Source organism: Candidatus Babeliales bacterium (genome assembly GCA_035288105.1).
In the GTDB taxonomy this organism is placed as follows: domain Bacteria; phylum Babelota; class Babeliae; order Babelales; family Vermiphilaceae; genus SOIL31.
Genome location: DATEAY010000034.1, coordinates 1 through 16,429, shown reverse-complemented (window position 1 = coordinate 16,429; position 16,429 = coordinate 1). Strand labels below are relative to the sequence as shown.

The following is a 16,429-nucleotide window of genomic DNA, read 5'->3' as shown; positions in this document are numbered from 1 at the left end:
TAAAATCAAACCAAAAAGCTATAAATTTTGTTAAAATAAAGTCTGGAGTACCGCCTATCCAAAAACCATTTGTTACCTTTTTGACCAATTTTGACCATGCCTACCCCAGACCGATAAGATCAACAACCCGCATTTGTGCATAATTCTATAATTTATTTTTGCCTTTTCTTCAGTTTATCTATAAAAATCATGTATAATAGAAACAGGGTAATTCAAAGTTAAGTGAATGGCGGCTGAGGACAGAGTACTTATTATGAAACATTGTAATATATTATACGCTATCGTGATAAGCACAGTGACGATCTTTTGCCCTGCGTGGGGTATGGATGAACCTGAAAGTATGGAGTGGATGACTCAATCAGCATTTCATCCAACCGGAACATCTCAACCACCCAAAAAAGTTGTTCAACAAAAAACGACAGCCTCAATCAGTAGCCTCATTACCAATGCAAATGAATCTATTAAATCTAACAATTCACTTGATGCTCTAGAAAATCTAAAGACATCTCTTATTGAAGATCCAAATAAACTGATAAACTCTATTTATTTTAAAATATCTGATCCAATCCTAAACTACGAATCTTATCCCAGCCCTGAACAGCAAGTAACCAAAGAAAATGTTCAGGATTTAAAAAAAGCAATTTACAACAGCTACTTTACGAAAAATCCTGGTAACTTATGCCAAGAACTTCAAACCACTATTTTTCCAGCTATAAATCTCAACAATGATATGCAACCTTACTATATTCAGGATGCTCAATCACTTTTGGAAATTTTGGCTAATTCCGGAGCTAATAAAAAAATCGCTGATTATCTTGCAAAAGAACTTACAAAACTATCTACTTTAAGCAGTAAAAAACCTAACGCAATAAACTATATCACTAGTGAAATATATTATATTCTCAGGGTTCTTTGTAAAGAAAATATCACAACGATAATTCAAGAAATTAATCAACAAAAACAATTGAATTCTTTAAGCAAAATAAAAATCTTAACAACATTGCATGCTCTTACAAAGCCAAGTCCAACCAACCAAAAAGAATTTGCTCGTTGGCTAAACAATAAATATAAGATCGAAGAAGAAATAGATAATCAAAAAAAAGCAATTGAAAAACAAAAAGTATTAAAAAAATTAAAGAACTTAAAAACTAAGCTCGCTTTAGAAGGTGAGTATTCAATTGATGAATTACGTGAATATCAAGAAACCTTAGAACAATATATTGTCAATCTACAAAAGCCAAAAACTCCTACTGAAATAGCACAAAAAGCAAAGGCAGAAGCAACATTAAAAAATATTTCTGCCAAAATAGCGGCTAAAAAAGTTAGCTCAATAAGGGAACAACAAGGCATAATACAACAACTACTACAACAGGAAACTGCTCAAGCTAAAAAATTAGAACAACAAAGAACTGAATTAACTTATGAAAAAACTCAAATCAGTCAAGAAATAGCAAAACTTCAAGAACAAACTGTCGCTGAACAAAATAGACCATTTTTACAACAAAGGCTTGATGCGCTACAAGATGCACTTATTACTGACTTAAAAACCCCAAAACCAAAAGATCTATTCTATATCAACCATTTTAAGACAATATCTAAAAATATTAGTGAACTTAAGAAACTGCAGATACAGTATCCCGATGATGTGCTCACAACCGCTTTACTGACTCAATATACAAACAAATTAGAGACTGATGGAAAACAATACATTGATACAGCAATCCCTACACTGCCAACAAATGTCTTGTTACAGACTATAGATAAATATTTTCCAGAGAATGATGATATTTTGAAACCATATTCTGAGATCGTAACAAAAAAATTGATAGCAAAAATATCGGCTCAAACAATATTGGATGAATGGCTTTCAGACAAACCATTCGAATACAATCTCGAGACCACATTTGAAAACATCAAACAATTAATAGCCGATATGGAACTTTTAAGTGAACGAATGGAACTTTTTTCCGAAAAGGACATATCTCAGATAGAGAACGTGATTAACAAAATTAACTTAAAATTAACTATTGTAAAAACATGCGATATGCTACAACATCAAGAAGATATGGACACCATGGGCATTATGGGTAGTATTATAAAAATTTCAAAAAATCTTAATAATTTACAAGAAAATGACTTGTATTTTATTCAAGGATGTATTGGAAAATCTACAAGACTAATGGGTTTTTTAATCGACAACTTTGAAACCTTCTCCACAAGACTTCAATTAAGTGAAAATCAAAAAAATACATTTATAGAAGCTTGTGAAACAATTAGAAAGAGAATTCCTGATTTCCCTGTACCAATAACAATATCTCAGGCACCAATACCTGTTCATGAGCAACCTCAAGTACCAATCCAACCAGTAGGTCAACCTATTCCATTGACAACAACACAAGATCAAGTGCCTACACCTGTCGTACCAGCAGGACAAGTAGCGACGCCTGCAGCACCACCACAGGCGCAACGACAACAAGAACCAGTAGAAATAGATCAACTGCCAGTTGCTCCAGAACAACAACAAACGCCACCAACTATTTTTGGAAGAATCACGGCTGTATTTACATACGTATGGCAAGGTATTACTAATTTCTTTGGTACAATTGCTTCATGGTTTGGATGGGGAGCGGGAAGTTAATAAAAAAAATTAATAAAAAAAAAGCGAGTAAGTAATGAAAAACCGTAAGCAGGCCCACACATTATTGATTGTAACACTAACAATATTTGCGTCTGCTTATGGAATGGATGAGCAGAAACAATCTGACAAAAAAATCAGACAACAACTGTCAAGCCCTCCTAAAAAAACAATTAGAGGCACGCCACGAAAAAAAATACCTGTTCTTACCGCTCAAGAAAAATCAACGATAGTTCCTTCACCAACGTCAACATCCATTCTTGATCTTGATGAAAATAGTTCATCAAGGGATATTGCCAAATATTTAGAACAAAGCATACATACAACTGAAGCTCTCATAAAAACATTACAAAACCAAACACCGTCAGACACCACTCACATAGTGCAGCTCATATCTACTAGATCTCTAAAAAAATCACTCCTTACTGCTGCACAACAAAATATTATTTTAAGAGAACCAAGGCAACGTTCAGTTAATCCAAAAGAACTTGCCGAATTAAAAATAATTTTTATTCACAGCATTATCAATATCGCAAAATTATTAAATCCCAAAGGTCAGGCACAACTTACTCTCGATGATAATGATCGCATTGCTATTATTAAACTAAAAGATCATCCTTTTTTACTACACCATCAAAGCGATTTAAAAGAACTGTCATTACAACTAAAAAATTGGAATGAATTTCAACAAGCGTATGAATTTATTTATAGCATTGTACCTGAGTTCCCTCTCCTTGATCCTTCGCATCCTCAAAAGATTGTAAATGACCCAATCCCGTTATCCGAATCAGTACCAACTAATGGCCCCGGACAAGCAGTATCAGCACTAGAAGGTCAACAACCAAATCAAGTAACTCCACCAGCTGTAATAACTAAACAGATTAGTGAACCACAAGAAAAAAAACTTGAACTACTTCAAGTACCAGATTCAACAACAGCAACAACCCAACCCGCAATACAGCTGCAACCACAAGAGAAAGAACAGATACCAACAATGGAATCTTCTCCCGCAAATCCTTTGCGTGTCTGGCTTAAACAACAATATGATAAGTTGTACGACTTCTACAATCTTGCTCCAAGCTTTGGCGATATCATGTGGTTGATCGTGAGAAAAATGTTTAATATCCCTTCTGCAGAAGAAGAGCGAGAAGCTGAGGGGAGAAAATATGATGCACAGAGAATGGGTCATCGCATTCAAAATCTTTTTTAGTACATCAAGAAACGTGATACTTGCTTGCGAAACTTCTGTAAATCTTGAGTAACTTTTTTAAAAAATGATTGTTCAGAAAGTGCTCCAGCTATCACATCTTGCACACTTTTTGTTCCTACCGCTTTATTAAACGCTGCTGAAAAAGAAAACGGTATCTCTTCTTTTTTAAACAACTGCAACATCGCAATAAACAACTCAAATGCATGCACTTTACTCATATCAGCAAATTCTAAACGTAACCCTTTGCTTGTACGATTGTTTTTTGGATTAGTGTGATCATACAAAAAACTTTTTACGCCAAAAGAACCGAGCAACGCTTGCAGCTTCTGCCACACTTCAGGCTGTACATTCATTGTTTCTGGCAATGTAATGCAACGGAAGGCCATTGGTGTACCAACCCCAACATCAAACGGTTCTATTTCTCCCAACAATCCTAAAAAACTATAGCCATAACACGATTGTAGCGATTGTAAATTTGGTGATAATTGATGTATAAAATTACCGGCAAATCCTTGTGAACGGTTATACCCACTCATTGTGATTACATACAATGTTGCAGGTTTTTCCAACACATGCTTGTTAAAATACTTTGCTAATTCACCAATAGTCATGCCGTGCCGCAATGGAATTGGTGCAATTGAAATGAATGAAATAAGATCAGGTTCTACGAGTGGACCTTCCATAACACTACCCAATGGATTGGGGCGATCAAGCACCACAAATGGTTTGTTGTATTCTTGGGCAATTTTCATAGTGCTGAGCAATGTAGAAATATAGGTGTAGTGACGCATACCAGAATCTTGAATATCAAATATCAAAAAATCAATAGCGTTCATGTATTCAGGTGCTATCATTTTCCCTGAGCCGTTGCCATACAAACTAATAACTGGTGTGTGTGTTTGTGTATCAACAGAATCATGCACATCACGTTCTGCAAGAATACCGTTCAAGCCATGTTCCGGTGCAAAAATATATTGTACTGGAATATGGTGTTTCGTAAGAATATCGACTGTTCGCTTTCCTTTCTGATCAACTCCTGTTTGGTTGGTGATCAAACCAGCAAGACATTTTTCTTTTTTTTTATGAGGACAGACTTTTTTAAGTAATGACACAGGAATATTTTCAATACCAAGTTTAAAGGTGGTTTTTGAGTACACACAAAAACCACCGAATAGGAAAAAAATAGAAATGATTTTTATGTACAATACTTTTTTCATAACGGCTCCCATTATTTATAGATTTAAGCATAGGACTGATCTATACTAATCATCAACAAAAATAAATTAAGGAACTACATGAAAAAATTTAATCACCTATTTCTTTCAACATTATTATGTTGTTCAAACACACTTATCTCTCGCGAAACACCTGCCATATTCCAAGAAGTACGCGCTGGCAACAAAGAGGCCATTAGAAAGCGTATTGAAAATTGCGAAAATTGTGCAGAAAAAGATGATAACGGTAACACTCCGTTACATATTGCAGCACAAGAAGGACAAGCAGACATAGTAGATATGCTTACAACAGAACCAGATTACGCATATTGGGGAAACTGGATCTATTCATTTTTATATATACCAACATTGCCTGATAAAAATGGAAAAAATAATGATGGCAACACTCCTTTGCATTGCGCACTAGAAGAAGGGAAAACGGACGCAGCAGAATGTTTGTTACAAAAAAACGTAGATAAAAATGCAACTAACAGAGAAAATCTAACACCTGCATTTATGCCAGTCAAAAAAGATAAATCAGAAATGATACCATTTCTGGAAAAACACAGACTTATTGAACAAACAATAAACGGCAACACTCAGCTGCACTATGCAATACAAACAAACAAGCCACGCATGGTAGAAAAGCTCGCAGAAAACCCTGCGCTTATACACAAAAGAAATAATGAAGGAAAAACCCCTGCTATTGTTGCAACAGAAACACAATATGCATACATGTTAGAAATTTTAAGAAGAAAAGGCGTCGATCTTAATATTCCTGGATATAACGGCCTTAGACCAATACACAACGCTGCGCACCAGGGAAATAATAATGCTCTTCTCTATTTACTAAAGAATGGTATTGACGTTGACACTACTGATGATAAAGGCAACACTTCCTTATTCTATGCTGCTATGCACAACCAAGAAAAAGAAATGAATCTTTTATTGGAACACGGCGCCAACATAAAACAACGCAATAATAACGGTGAAGACATTTTTATTTTTGCAGCACTCAGTAAAAATTCAAAACTTATTAATCGCCTCAAAGCAAATCCTGTTATTGATATCAATACACGCGATAACAATGGTCGAACGTCTTTTATGCTCTCAGTAATTAATAAAAATCACGATATTATGAGAGAACTTATGAGTATTGGAGTAAATACTCGTATTACTAATCACAATAACGAAAACGCACTTCATGAAACAGCAAAAAATGGCGATCTTATTGGCGCACGAATTATTCTTAATCACGATAAAAGAATGGTCGTTGATACCGATAAAAACGGTAATTCTCCTCTGTTTGTTGCAATACATTGCGGACAATCAGCTGTTGCACAGTTATTTATTGAACATGGAGCGTCTTTAATAACCCAAGATGGCAATACTCCTGCTCATACAGCTGTATTAACAGAATCTCTTACTGCATTGCGTAATGCGATAGACTATGATTCGCGCATGCTCTTGCAGATTAACAAAAACAACGAAACTCCATTTTTATATGCAGCACACCATGGAAACATTCAATTAGTAGATTTTCTGCTACGAGATAACGAATTTATCAATGGAGATTTCAAAAGAGCAATGAGTATTGCTTACGCAAATAATAACTATGCCCTACGCATCGCTCTAGAAAACAAAGATACTCAACGGAGAAGTACAGACAAGCTAATTCCAGGTAAAGGTATGGAACACAGAGATTTTGTCAGCAAAAATCATCAAGTTAAAGATCTCTTGCGTCAAAAAGGTGTAATAGTTTCGTACATACCAACAGTCCTCAACCGTCATTATTCAGAAGAAGAGCTGTATGTTATGACGGAAGCACAAAAAAAGGAAATCGCGCATCACTATGAAGAATGTGTAAACCAAGAAATAAACAGCAATAAAATACTATTAAATCTTCTTAAAAAAGAAGAAGACGAGCGTATGGCAGCACAAGCAGTAGGACACCTTTTAAAACAACAGCAACAAGAACTTGATCGCATTGCAGCAAAAAAACGCGCTGATGATGAAGCTGTAGCACGTGTTCAAGCGCACATTAGATTAGAACAAGTTCGTGCAGAAAATAAGCGTATTGAAGAAGAGAATAATAGACGTATACTTGCAGAAAAAAATGCAGAATTAAAACAAAAGCAGGAAACGTTAGTTGCACAACAAGATGCTGAATTGAAAAAATATCGTGAAGAAAAAGATAAACTTGAAGCATTCTCTGCGCAAGACAAGGCACTTAAAGCTCATGCAGCAGCAAAAGTTTTAGCGGATCAAGAACGTGCTCGCCAACAAAAACATAATCATGCTTTAGAAGGACAATTTATACCAGCTGATCTAAAAGCATCCGCTCCTCCTATGGAAATGGCACCAAATGCACCTCAAAAAGGAAAATGTGCTGCGTGTGGAGAAAATACTCACAGCAAACCATTACCATGCGTACAATGTAAGAAAAAATGTGCAGATATTTGTGCTAAATGCCTCAAACAATATAAAGGACAATGCCCTGCTTGCTGGCAAACAATAGGACAATTTACGCAAAAAGAACAAGGGGAATGTTATATTAACTTGGATAAAGTTTGTACAGAAACAGCAGGGGTTACTCCAGTACCTTCTGATTGTTGCAAAATAGGCAGTGAACGTATTTGCAAAGCATGTCTTAATCGATGTATTGAAGAAAACACCAAAAATAACCAATCCGGTTGCTGCCCTATATGCAAAACTGAACGTAAGCTTAATGAAAAAATAATAAAAATAATTTTAGCGCAAAAATAATACAAAAAAAGAAGAAGCCCCAATTTCTGGGGCTTTCTTTTTTACATCTCTATTTATTTCGTGGACAATCTTCATAAATCATTTTTTCACTATCACCATTTTCTTGAGATTTCCTATTAAATTCTTCTTTTATATGATCTAGCATTCCATCCGCCTGTGTAAGCCATTTTTGAGCAATTTCTCTAGAAATAACTCTAAGAATTGCAAAATGATATGATTCCATCCATTTTTCATATGCAGGCATAGCAACAAGTTCCCCTTCTTCAACGCAAAAACCTGGATACCGCGGCGTTATTTCAAAAATAATTTCTCCGTTTTCATTATTATACATCCATGCAGCCCACTGCCCACACGCCCATAGTTGATAATTATAGCCTATCCATATTTCATCTTCATCATAGGTTAAATTTGGATTTAACTGCCAAGTTTCGTCATCAGTATTCAATGCATATTTTAAACACTCATTATGCAAATACCCTAAATCATTCGTTAAAGATTTATGCAAACGCATCTCACCTTTTAAACTTTTCTCAAGAATATCCCTAAATTTCCGAATGCCATCTTCTAAGTGGTCATGAAGATTTAAAATGTATTCTCTGAATCCATCATAAAAACTAATCGTAATCTGACAAAAGCAAGGCAATGTTTCAAAAGGCATTTCCAAATCTACTACTAATCTTTCCGTATTACTTAATCTAAAAATAATATCATGCGGATGCATCAGCTTTTTCCTTGCTCTTTTCTTCTTTTTCCCATCTCTCAACATTGTCATTTATTTGCTTCACAATGCTATCTGCTTGCGCTAACCATTGCTCAGCCATTTCTTTTGATATCGTTGTTGTAAAATAAGGCTTGTAATCTTTAATCCATTCTTCATAGGGAATATAATTGAGCTCTTCATTTGGGTCAACATGCAAGTAAGGATAAAACGGTGTAACTTCCAAAATGATCGCTCCATTTTTATCGTTATAGAGCCACGTTACATTATTTCCACCAGCCCATAAATGATATCGCATACCGATCCAATCTTTATTTTTATCTCCATCTTCATAAAAAAAATTATCTGTAGCCGATAATTCATCTTCTGACCATAAAAAACGACAGAATTGGTTATATACAAAACCAATATCATCCAAAGATGAATCTAACAATAAAGAATGGCCTAGGGCTTCTTTTAATAAAAGAGCAAAAATTCTCATATTTTGAATAATATCGTCATCAGATAATAAAATTGTTCGCTTTTCCTGCACCAATGAAATCAATGCGTCATAGCAACAACTTATTTCATCCAATGGATCCTGCGATCTGAGAACTATTTTTTCTTTTTCGTTTATTAAAAATATCACTTCATTGATGTTCATTTTCATTTCTTTTACTCTTTATATAATGTTTTTAATAATTTTTCCTGCCTTATTGACCAGTCCATGCTTTTGAAAAGCATTTCTAATCAATTGTGTTTTTGATCCTTGATCACATAATTCTTTCCAAGAATCGATAACATATCCATGGAATTTTCCTGTAGCACTTTGTCTTAAAACAACAAATTTTCCATCTTCTATACTAATACGCCCCGTAATTTTTTTACCAATCGGAAAAGATTTATCCAAGCATTTCTGCCCATTATTTGGACACGGACTTTTTTTGCCATAACTATTAAAATGATGATAACCAGCATCTTCGTAAATACCGTTAGGATGCTCATCTTTATCATCTTCATGCTTAGGCGGCTTTCCTCCGTAAGGACAATTCCCAGGGTCTCCTGTATTTATAGGATACCTGTTTTGTTGATTTTCTTGTTTTGATTTTTTATGTATAAGATACGCACCAAAACCTATTGCTCCTAAAGCTAATATCTCTCCAATGGCAACCGCTGCTGCTGCAGGAGGACATATGAAAGCAAGTGTAGTTACAACTGTTGTCCCAATTGGCTCGGCATTATGCACAATAATGCCGTATGGCGTTACGCAATATAAATGACTCTCTTGCACAGAAAGCGCATACATTTTACATTGTTCATGAATAACATTAATTGCATTCAGCGATAACACTTTTTTATTCGAACACAACAACATATCTGATAAGATCAGTTCATCTGCACGTACCCAATTTTTACCAAGCACATACAATTTCTGATCTGGCGCAACACATACAACAACATCTTGTGCTGTAATTTTAATGCAATAATCAACTATGTTTGATGTTACATCTGCTATTTCATATGATAGGAATTTATTGCCGTCATTGAAAATAACGCATTCGCCATTGCACAACTGTTCAATTGGTACATCTCCTTGTTGAGTATGTATAACAATCCCCGCAACAAAACCTTCTGCCTGGAACTGTCCTACAAACAATAAACACATACTCAATAAAACCATAAGTCGCTTCATTCTTTTCTCCATTAAAAAAAGAGCCACAGAAATTCTGCAGCTCTTTTTTATAAGTTCTCTTTTTTGCTCAGATCACTCAAGGAACAAGCCATTCTTCTTTTTCAGCATGTGGCGGCTTGGATTTTTGTGTCTGATTGCGCTTCACTTGAAGCTTCGCTCTCAGATAACCTTCATAATCTTCCGGAGAAGGAGGAACCGGAGCTCCATAAGAATAAGATGAAACACAAGGAATTGTGTTGTTCTTTTTCACTTGCGCAAGACTTTCATCCATTGCATTCACTATGCATACACCACTTAACAGAGAAACAAAAACTGCTATCTTTTTCATGCGATTCCCTTTGAAGAATAAGAATTATAATTGTTCAACTATGCTTTGTTCACTAAAATAATGTTTTGTTGTTCCGATAATTTGATATTCATCTGGACCTTTGCCTAAAAGCGCAATAATCGAACCTTGATTTGATAAAAAATAAGCGCACTCTATTGCCTTTTTTCGATCAAGTTCTTGTACTATTTTATGCTTCATTGCTGTTGGAATATCGCGAACAATATCACCTGCAATAACTGCCGCATCTTCTAAGCGTGGATTATCGGATGTTATCACTAGAATATCAGCAATATTTGTAGCAATAACTCCCATCATTGGTCTTTTTGACTTATCTCTACCACCACCAGCACCAAAAACAACAATCAGTTGCGATGTTAATGCACGCAACGTTGATAAAACTGCCTGGAATGATTCTGGGTTATGTGCATAATCAATAAAACATCGCGCTCCATTGGTCAAAATATGCTCCTGCAATCTTCCCGGTACACCACTAAATGTATGCAATGCTCCACTAATTTCTTGCGGTTGTATCTGCATCGCTATGGCCATACTTGTCGCAGCCAAAACATTATACGCGTTATATGTACCAAAAAGTGAAGAACATATAAAATCATTACCACAGCCTTGATAATGTACTCGCAGCGCAATGGTAGAAATAGTATCAGCAATCAGTTCACCACGATATCCACTGCAATCATCCCCAAAACCAAAACTCGCCACTGATGAATTGTGCATCAATAACTGTGCACACTGTTTATTATCTCGATTAATCAATAATGGTGCATGCTCTGCTGCCATGTCAAAAATTAAGCATTTTGCACGGAAATATTCTTCTAAATCTCGATAAAACTCTAAATGCTCATGAGAAAAATTAGTAAAAATAATACCACAAAACGTAATTCCCTCAACTCGATGAAGCGTAAGAGCTTGCGCTGCAACCTCCATCACTACATAATCAACAGCATTATCTACACACAATTTTAAAAACTGTTGCAAATAATCTGGCTGTGGCGTTGTTAACGGCGCAAGAAAGGTATTACCATTAATACGATTTTGAGCAGAACTGATGAGCGCTGTTTTGTATCCAGCACTGTGCAACATATGCGCAAGCAAAAAAGATGTTGTTGTTTTTCCTTTTGTCCCAGTAATGCCAACAATTTTTAATTTTTGTGCGGGAAAATTCGCTGCTTGTGCACTTAATTGCGCAAGAGCTTTTCTTGTGTTATCAACACGTTCAACAACAACATCATGTGCGCACATAAAAATGCGTAACTCATCATCTAAAAAAGTATTATGGTGCACAACAATCGTACGTGCACCTTTTTCAATCGCTTTTTTTATGTAATTGACGCCATTATCCGCATATCCTTCGATAGCAACAAAAATGGAATCTTTTCCCACAAAATCTGTGTGACATGTTACGGGAAATGTACTTGGCATAGAAATTGGTACATTCATAAAAATAATTCTATGCTTTGTAATTACGAAGTTGGTTAGGCAAATTTTCTTTTGCCTTTGGCAACAATACCAACAGACCATACATGTTAATAAAGAGCATCATCGCAATAATAATACCCGCTAAATCCCACACAAAATCAACCGCAGCCACAGCACCTGCTAATGCACATAAACTGTATGCAGCAGTAAATAGCATTGGAAAACGATTATTGGTTAAAAACATCCATGCAGATCTGACAACATAGGCATAAGAAACCATAACGCCAAAACCAAAACTTACGGCAAGAAAACTAACAATCCATCCACCATATATGCCAAAAACTGTTTCGAATGAAGCAATAGTCAATGCAGTACTGTTAAGTCCACTGTTCCATACACCAGAAGCAACAATGCATAATGCTACAATAAGTCCAATGCATGTACTAATAAATGTACTTATCATACCCATAAAGCCATTTTGTATTGCATTACCTTTACCAGTAGAACCAAACATAATAGCAGCAGAACCAAGACCTGATTCAGTAGCAAAAATAGAACGTGACATCCCTGCTGCAATCATTTGTTGAAAAGAAAAACCAACAATACCACCTACAAATGATTGTACGCCTAAACCACCTTTTACAATAAGAGTTAAGGCAGGCAGAAGAGATTTATAGTGAAAAATTAAAACGGTGAGAGAAGAAAACATAAAGACAACAACTTTTACCGGAACAATACTCAACGATATCTTTGCAATTCGCTCAGCTCCACCAAAAAGAATATATAAAACAAATACCAAAAGACCAAGACCGCTTACTATTGGTGCAATGCCCCATGTAGCAGAAAGACTTATAGCCATTGAGTTTGATTGAATAATATTACCACCAATCAAGCCATATATAACACAGAAAAGTGCGTATATATAAGGAAGATATGCTCCACCTGGAACTTTTTTTAGATACAGCATTGGCCCACCAAGAGTAGTTTTTTCTGTAGCCTCCGCTGCATAGAGTGAACTCAAATAAACTTCACCAAAACGAACTGTCATTAAAATTAATCCAAAAACAACAAACCAAAATGCTGCACCCGGCCCACCAGAATAAATAGCTGTTGCAACACCGGCAATAACACCATTTCCTAAGTTTGAATTGATGGTATTCATAAACGCATTAAAAGGAGACATTCCTCCTTCTTGTTGTTGTTCCTTTTGCGAAGGGAAAAGCGTTGCTTTAAGCGCAGTTCCAAGATAGGTAAATTGCATGCCTCGCAGCGCAACTGTATAGATAATGCTAATAACACCAACATAAATCAGCAGTGGCCATCCACAAATAAAGTCACAAATTTGATTTATCAATAATACAAAATCCATAAGGACCCTTCACTAAAATTAATTTTTTACAATACCAGCAGAACCAGTATACTTAAATTTTAATATTTGGATAAGGCGCAAAATAATGAAAATTCTTGCTCTCGACATTGGCGATCGCTGGACAGGAGTTGCAATCTCCGATCCACTCGGTATTTTACCGCGACCTTATGATACATTCAAAACCGCTGAACTATACACACTTCTAGAAAAAACAATTGAAAAAGAACGCATTTCAACAATTATTGTTGGCCTTCCAATAACATTGCGCGGCACGGAAAGCGATCAAACAAAAAAAATAATTGCTATGACTGAAGAACTCAAAAACCATTTTCCAAACATTGAATGGAAAATGTGGGATGAACGCCTGACAAGTAAACAAGCCGCTGGAATAAAATCAACCAAAACAAAAGAAGACAAATTACGCTCACACGCAATTGCAGCTGCAATCTTTTTGAGCACCTATCTTGAATACAAACGATTTTTTAACCCCAACTACGACGACTCCGTTGGGGACCCCGACGAAGAATAATGAAGCTTGGGATTAATATGACTACCCTTCGATACTTTTTTGAGGACAAAAACACTCAGGGCGAACGGTTAAAAAAAAATTAAAAGCAACAAAAAAACATACTCTCCGTCCCAAACAGAAAATTATCGCCCAATAATGTCTTGATTGACAAGAAGTACAATTATATTCTAGGTTGACTAGTAAAAAGGAACACAACTTCGCAAGCGCATCAGCACTATCGTTATTACGATTGTATTGTATTAGCTATAGCTCATATCACAAATATTACGATTGTATGCCCCACAAAAGTTCTTTGGTGGGGTCCCCAGTCGAAATATAATGGAGAATGGGGCTAAAAAAGGGGTAGTTGTATGAAGTGTCAAAAGTGTGATGGATTATTGGTCCTTCAAACGTTTTTTGATCATCCGCTCAATTTTGAGGGGTGGAAATGTTTAAATTGTGGTAAAATAGTACTTAAGAAAGAAAAGACTATTGAATATGATTCTTTTAGTCTTTTTTACCAGCAGCAAAAATGTAAAAACCGCAACTAAAGATAGTATGCATTCATATATAGCAATTCAAAATACGTATGAAGTTTTTGAAATGGCGCTTTTTATTAACAATACCCTGCATGATCAGGTGAGCGAAGATAAGCGCCATGCGAGTAAATTATTTATTCCTCTGCTCGAACAATTATTGATTAGAAATAATCTGACTATTTCTGATCTTTCTTTTTGCGCAGTCAACTGTGGCCCCGGTCCGTTTTCTACCCTGCGATCAATCATTGCAAGCGTAAACGGTTTACACTGCGCAACCGAAATCCCTCTCATTGGTATTGATGGCTTGAACGCAACATTTTTAGAATTTTATGACAAGTCTTATGAGCACACTGTTGTCTTGTTAAACGCGTTTAATGATGAAGTGTATTATTTAATTGCTCATCATGATGTTTACTCAATAAATTCAGACTCTTCCCGCGCTCGTCCTGAACCTGTTGAAGGACCAAGCGCTTTATTCTGCAACAAGTTCAGAATGAGCGCAAAAGATTTGATTATTGCTACGGGATATAAAAAAATAGATGCTTTCCTTGAAGACCTCAAAAAACAAATTCCTCATCAAAAAATAAATTTTTTTGGCAACGGCGTTATGCTCCATCAAGAACAGATCAAATCTACACTTGGTGAAAAAGCCATCTTGAACCAAGATGGTAAAAATATGTGTTCAGTTGAACAAATTGGTAAAATTGGCTTAGAAATGTTTGAAAAAAACAATTTTACAAACAACTATCTTATGCCGCTGCATTTGAAAAAGCACCCGGTAGAACTTTTATAAAAAATCCCTCTTACTGATCTAATAGCACCATTTAATCGCCCCGTTTGATAAAAAAGCTGCCGCATGCTACAATAATATATAATCGTAATAATGTTAACCAGAAGGGGTTTGTTCATGAATATAAAAAATTTATCATTTGTAGCCGTAGTTCTTACTGGTCTTATAGTAAATACCGCTTTCATATCAGCAGAGTCAAACAATAACACAAGACAACTTCGACCTGAATTGCTGGCAGAATTACGTCGACAGCAAGCTGAAGAAGGACCTCGCGACAAAACAAAAACACCCACAACTCCTTCTATTATCTTTCATGATAAAGATCAAACACGAAGAGGTGACCTTAAAGGTCGCCCGCGAAATATGTATAATGCACGAATCTATTATGGTACTGACGAAGACAACAAACCTTGTTATCGCATGATATCAGAACATGCTGAGAACAATCCTGAATTTAGCAAGGTCGGACTAGTAATTTATCATGAAGCCGGCTGGTTTTCTCCAGAAACATTTGAAAATATAGGCACCGTTGCCAATGAAGATGCGCGCGAAAAACTGTTAGACAGTATTTCCGACATGGAGGGAATGTTATGGTGGAAACATGCAAAAGGCGGTTTATGGTGTCCAGCACAAAATGCAGAGGAAACCGGTTTTTTCATTGGTGGAACACGAGAAGCTGGTAGAAAAAATCCCGATGGAACAAAAGGAAGATGCATGTGTGATGTGTATGCAGAATTTCTAAAACAAGAACCTGTACCGTCAAAACTTACAAGATAAAATTAATTTTTTTAATAATGAAAAACCAATCGTTTTACTACGGTTGGTTTTTTTTAGGCGCTTGACCCTTCAATCCTCCTACGCATATAAATCTACGGAGGACACAGCAAGTTCAGGGTGAGCGCAAAGAAATGACCCAGGTTTTTGTTATTTTATAAAAAGTCCCATGAGGCGCGTATGATGATTTAGGCTGCGAAGCTTTGTGAGCAGACTGTGGTCTGAATTCGCGCTGCAAGAGGTCAAACAGGATGTTTGTATCTGGGGGTGCGGGGGGTTGGATAAGAACCCCACCGCGAAAAAAACACTTTAGTGAAACTAAAGTGGGGTACCCAACGCCAAGTTGGGGATTAATCTTATCTTACTAATCTTAATTAAAAAAGAAGCGCTTGACCCTTCAACAAGTTCAGGTGAGCGCGATAGGAAAATGAAATTGAAAGCATATCCTTCTTAAATGGGTGCCCGACCG

The 16,429-nt window shown here is 36.0% G+C and carries 13 protein-coding genes; 6 read left to right on the top strand and 7 right to left on the bottom strand.

Features of this window, described 5'->3' with window-relative positions:
* The first annotated feature begins 253 nt into the window (after positions 1 to 253).
* On the top strand, positions 254 to 2,638 hold the full coding sequence (locus VJJ26_01780) for a hypothetical protein (GenBank protein ID HLC06895.1): 2,385 nt from the start codon (positions 254 to 256) through the stop codon (positions 2,636 to 2,638).
* A 34-nt stretch (positions 2,639 to 2,672) separates the two neighbouring features.
* Positions 2,673 to 3,845, top strand: a complete 1,173-nt coding sequence (locus VJJ26_01775) for a hypothetical protein (GenBank protein HLC06894.1) — start codon at positions 2,673 to 2,675, stop codon at positions 3,843 to 3,845.
* Here the strand turns inward: VJJ26_01775 and VJJ26_01770 are convergent.
* Positions 3,842 to 5,062 (bottom strand): DUF1343 domain-containing protein, encoded by a 1,221-nt coding sequence (locus tag VJJ26_01770; protein ID HLC06893.1) that lies wholly within the window; start codon positions 5,060 to 5,062, stop codon positions 3,842 to 3,844. The genes VJJ26_01775 and VJJ26_01770 overlap by 4 nt on opposite strands.
* Positions 5,063 to 5,140: 78 nt before the next feature.
* On the opposite strand from VJJ26_01770, the gene VJJ26_01765 reads away from it, so the two are divergent.
* Positions 5,141 to 7,825, top strand: coding sequence for an ankyrin repeat domain-containing protein (locus tag VJJ26_01765; GenBank protein ID HLC06892.1), 2,685 nt, complete (start codon positions 5,141 to 5,143; stop codon positions 7,823 to 7,825).
* 49 nt (positions 7,826 to 7,874) lie between these two features.
* Here the strand turns inward: VJJ26_01765 and VJJ26_01760 are convergent, their stop codons facing one another.
* The 6 genes from VJJ26_01760 to VJJ26_01735 form a co-directional block, all read right to left on the bottom strand.
* Positions 7,875 to 8,597 (bottom strand): hypothetical protein, encoded by a 723-nt coding sequence (locus tag VJJ26_01760; protein ID HLC06891.1) that lies wholly within the window; start codon positions 8,595 to 8,597, stop codon positions 7,875 to 7,877.
* On the bottom strand, positions 8,533 to 9,192 hold the full coding sequence (locus VJJ26_01755) for a hypothetical protein (GenBank protein HLC06890.1): 660 nt from the start codon (positions 9,190 to 9,192) through the stop codon (positions 8,533 to 8,535). Before VJJ26_01755 ends, VJJ26_01760 begins: the two co-directional genes overlap by 65 nt.
* A gap of 12 nt (positions 9,193 to 9,204) precedes the next feature.
* Entirely contained in the window at positions 9,205 to 10,215 is a 1,011-nt protein-coding gene (locus VJJ26_01750) for a polymorphic toxin-type HINT domain-containing protein (protein HLC06889.1), read from the bottom strand.
* Positions 10,216 to 10,291: 76 nt separating this feature from the next.
* Positions 10,292 to 10,543 carry a hypothetical protein gene (locus VJJ26_01745; protein HLC06888.1) on the bottom strand — a complete coding sequence of 84 codons (252 nt, stop codon included), beginning with the start codon at positions 10,541 to 10,543 and terminating at the stop codon, positions 10,292 to 10,294.
* 24 nt (positions 10,544 to 10,567) lie between these two features.
* Positions 10,568 to 12,001 carry a UDP-N-acetylmuramoyl-L-alanyl-D-glutamate--2,6-diaminopimelate ligase gene (locus VJJ26_01740; GenBank protein HLC06887.1) on the bottom strand — a complete coding sequence of 478 codons (1,434 nt, stop codon included), beginning with the start codon at positions 11,999 to 12,001 and terminating at the stop codon, positions 10,568 to 10,570.
* A gap of 10 nt (positions 12,002 to 12,011) precedes the next feature.
* Positions 12,012 to 13,349 carry an amino acid carrier protein gene (locus VJJ26_01735; protein HLC06886.1) on the bottom strand — a complete coding sequence of 446 codons (1,338 nt, stop codon included), beginning with the start codon at positions 13,347 to 13,349 and terminating at the stop codon, positions 12,012 to 12,014.
* A gap of 85 nt (positions 13,350 to 13,434) precedes the next feature.
* Between VJJ26_01735 and ruvX the strand changes: the two genes are divergently transcribed.
* The 3 genes from ruvX (at position 13,435) to VJJ26_01720 (ending at position 15,963) form a co-directional block, all read left to right on the top strand.
* Complete coding sequence (ruvX, locus tag VJJ26_01730; protein ID HLC06885.1) at positions 13,435 to 13,878, top strand: Holliday junction resolvase RuvX; 444 nt, start codon at positions 13,435 to 13,437, stop codon at positions 13,876 to 13,878.
* 477 nt (positions 13,879 to 14,355) lie between these two features.
* Complete coding sequence (gene tsaB / locus VJJ26_01725; protein ID HLC06884.1) at positions 14,356 to 15,189, top strand: tRNA (adenosine(37)-N6)-threonylcarbamoyltransferase complex dimerization subunit type 1 TsaB; 834 nt, start codon at positions 14,356 to 14,358, stop codon at positions 15,187 to 15,189.
* Between the two features lie 114 nt (positions 15,190 to 15,303).
* Positions 15,304 to 15,963: a hypothetical protein gene (locus VJJ26_01720; protein HLC06883.1), complete on the top strand. Its 660-nt coding sequence runs from the start codon at positions 15,304 to 15,306 to the stop codon at positions 15,961 to 15,963.
* The last annotated feature ends 466 nt before the right edge of the window (positions 15,964 to 16,429 follow it).

Bases quoted from the DNA above. Each gene is read 5' to 3' on its own strand.
- VJJ26_01780 (HLC06895.1), top strand. From the start codon at position 254: ATGAAACATTGTAATATATTATACGCTATCGTGATAAGCACAGTGACG.
- VJJ26_01775 (HLC06894.1), top strand. From the start codon at position 2,673: ATGAAAAACCGTAAGCAGGCCCACACATTATTGATTGTAACACTAACA.
- VJJ26_01770 (HLC06893.1), bottom strand. From the start codon at position 5,062: ATGAAAAAAGTATTGTACATAAAAATCATTTCTATTTTTTTCCTATTC.
- VJJ26_01765 (HLC06892.1), top strand. From the start codon at position 5,141: ATGAAAAAATTTAATCACCTATTTCTTTCAACATTATTATGTTGTTCA.
- VJJ26_01760 (HLC06891.1), bottom strand. From the start codon at position 8,597: ATGACAATGTTGAGAGATGGGAAAAAGAAGAAAAGAGCAAGGAAAAAG.
- VJJ26_01755 (HLC06890.1), bottom strand. From the start codon at position 9,192: ATGAAAATGAACATCAATGAAGTGATATTTTTAATAAACGAAAAAGAA.
- VJJ26_01750 (HLC06889.1), bottom strand. From the start codon at position 10,215: ATGAAGCGACTTATGGTTTTATTGAGTATGTGTTTATTGTTTGTAGGA.
- VJJ26_01745 (HLC06888.1), bottom strand. From the start codon at position 10,543: ATGAAAAAGATAGCAGTTTTTGTTTCTCTGTTAAGTGGTGTATGCATA.
- VJJ26_01740 (HLC06887.1), bottom strand. From the start codon at position 12,001: ATGAATGTACCAATTTCTATGCCAAGTACATTTCCCGTAACATGTCAC.
- VJJ26_01735 (HLC06886.1), bottom strand. From the start codon at position 13,349: ATGGATTTTGTATTATTGATAAATCAAATTTGTGACTTTATTTGTGGA.
- ruvX (HLC06885.1), top strand. From the start codon at position 13,435: ATGAAAATTCTTGCTCTCGACATTGGCGATCGCTGGACAGGAGTTGCA.
- tsaB (HLC06884.1), top strand. From the start codon at position 14,356: ATGATTCTTTTAGTCTTTTTTACCAGCAGCAAAAATGTAAAAACCGCA.
- VJJ26_01720 (HLC06883.1), top strand. From the start codon at position 15,304: ATGAATATAAAAAATTTATCATTTGTAGCCGTAGTTCTTACTGGTCTT.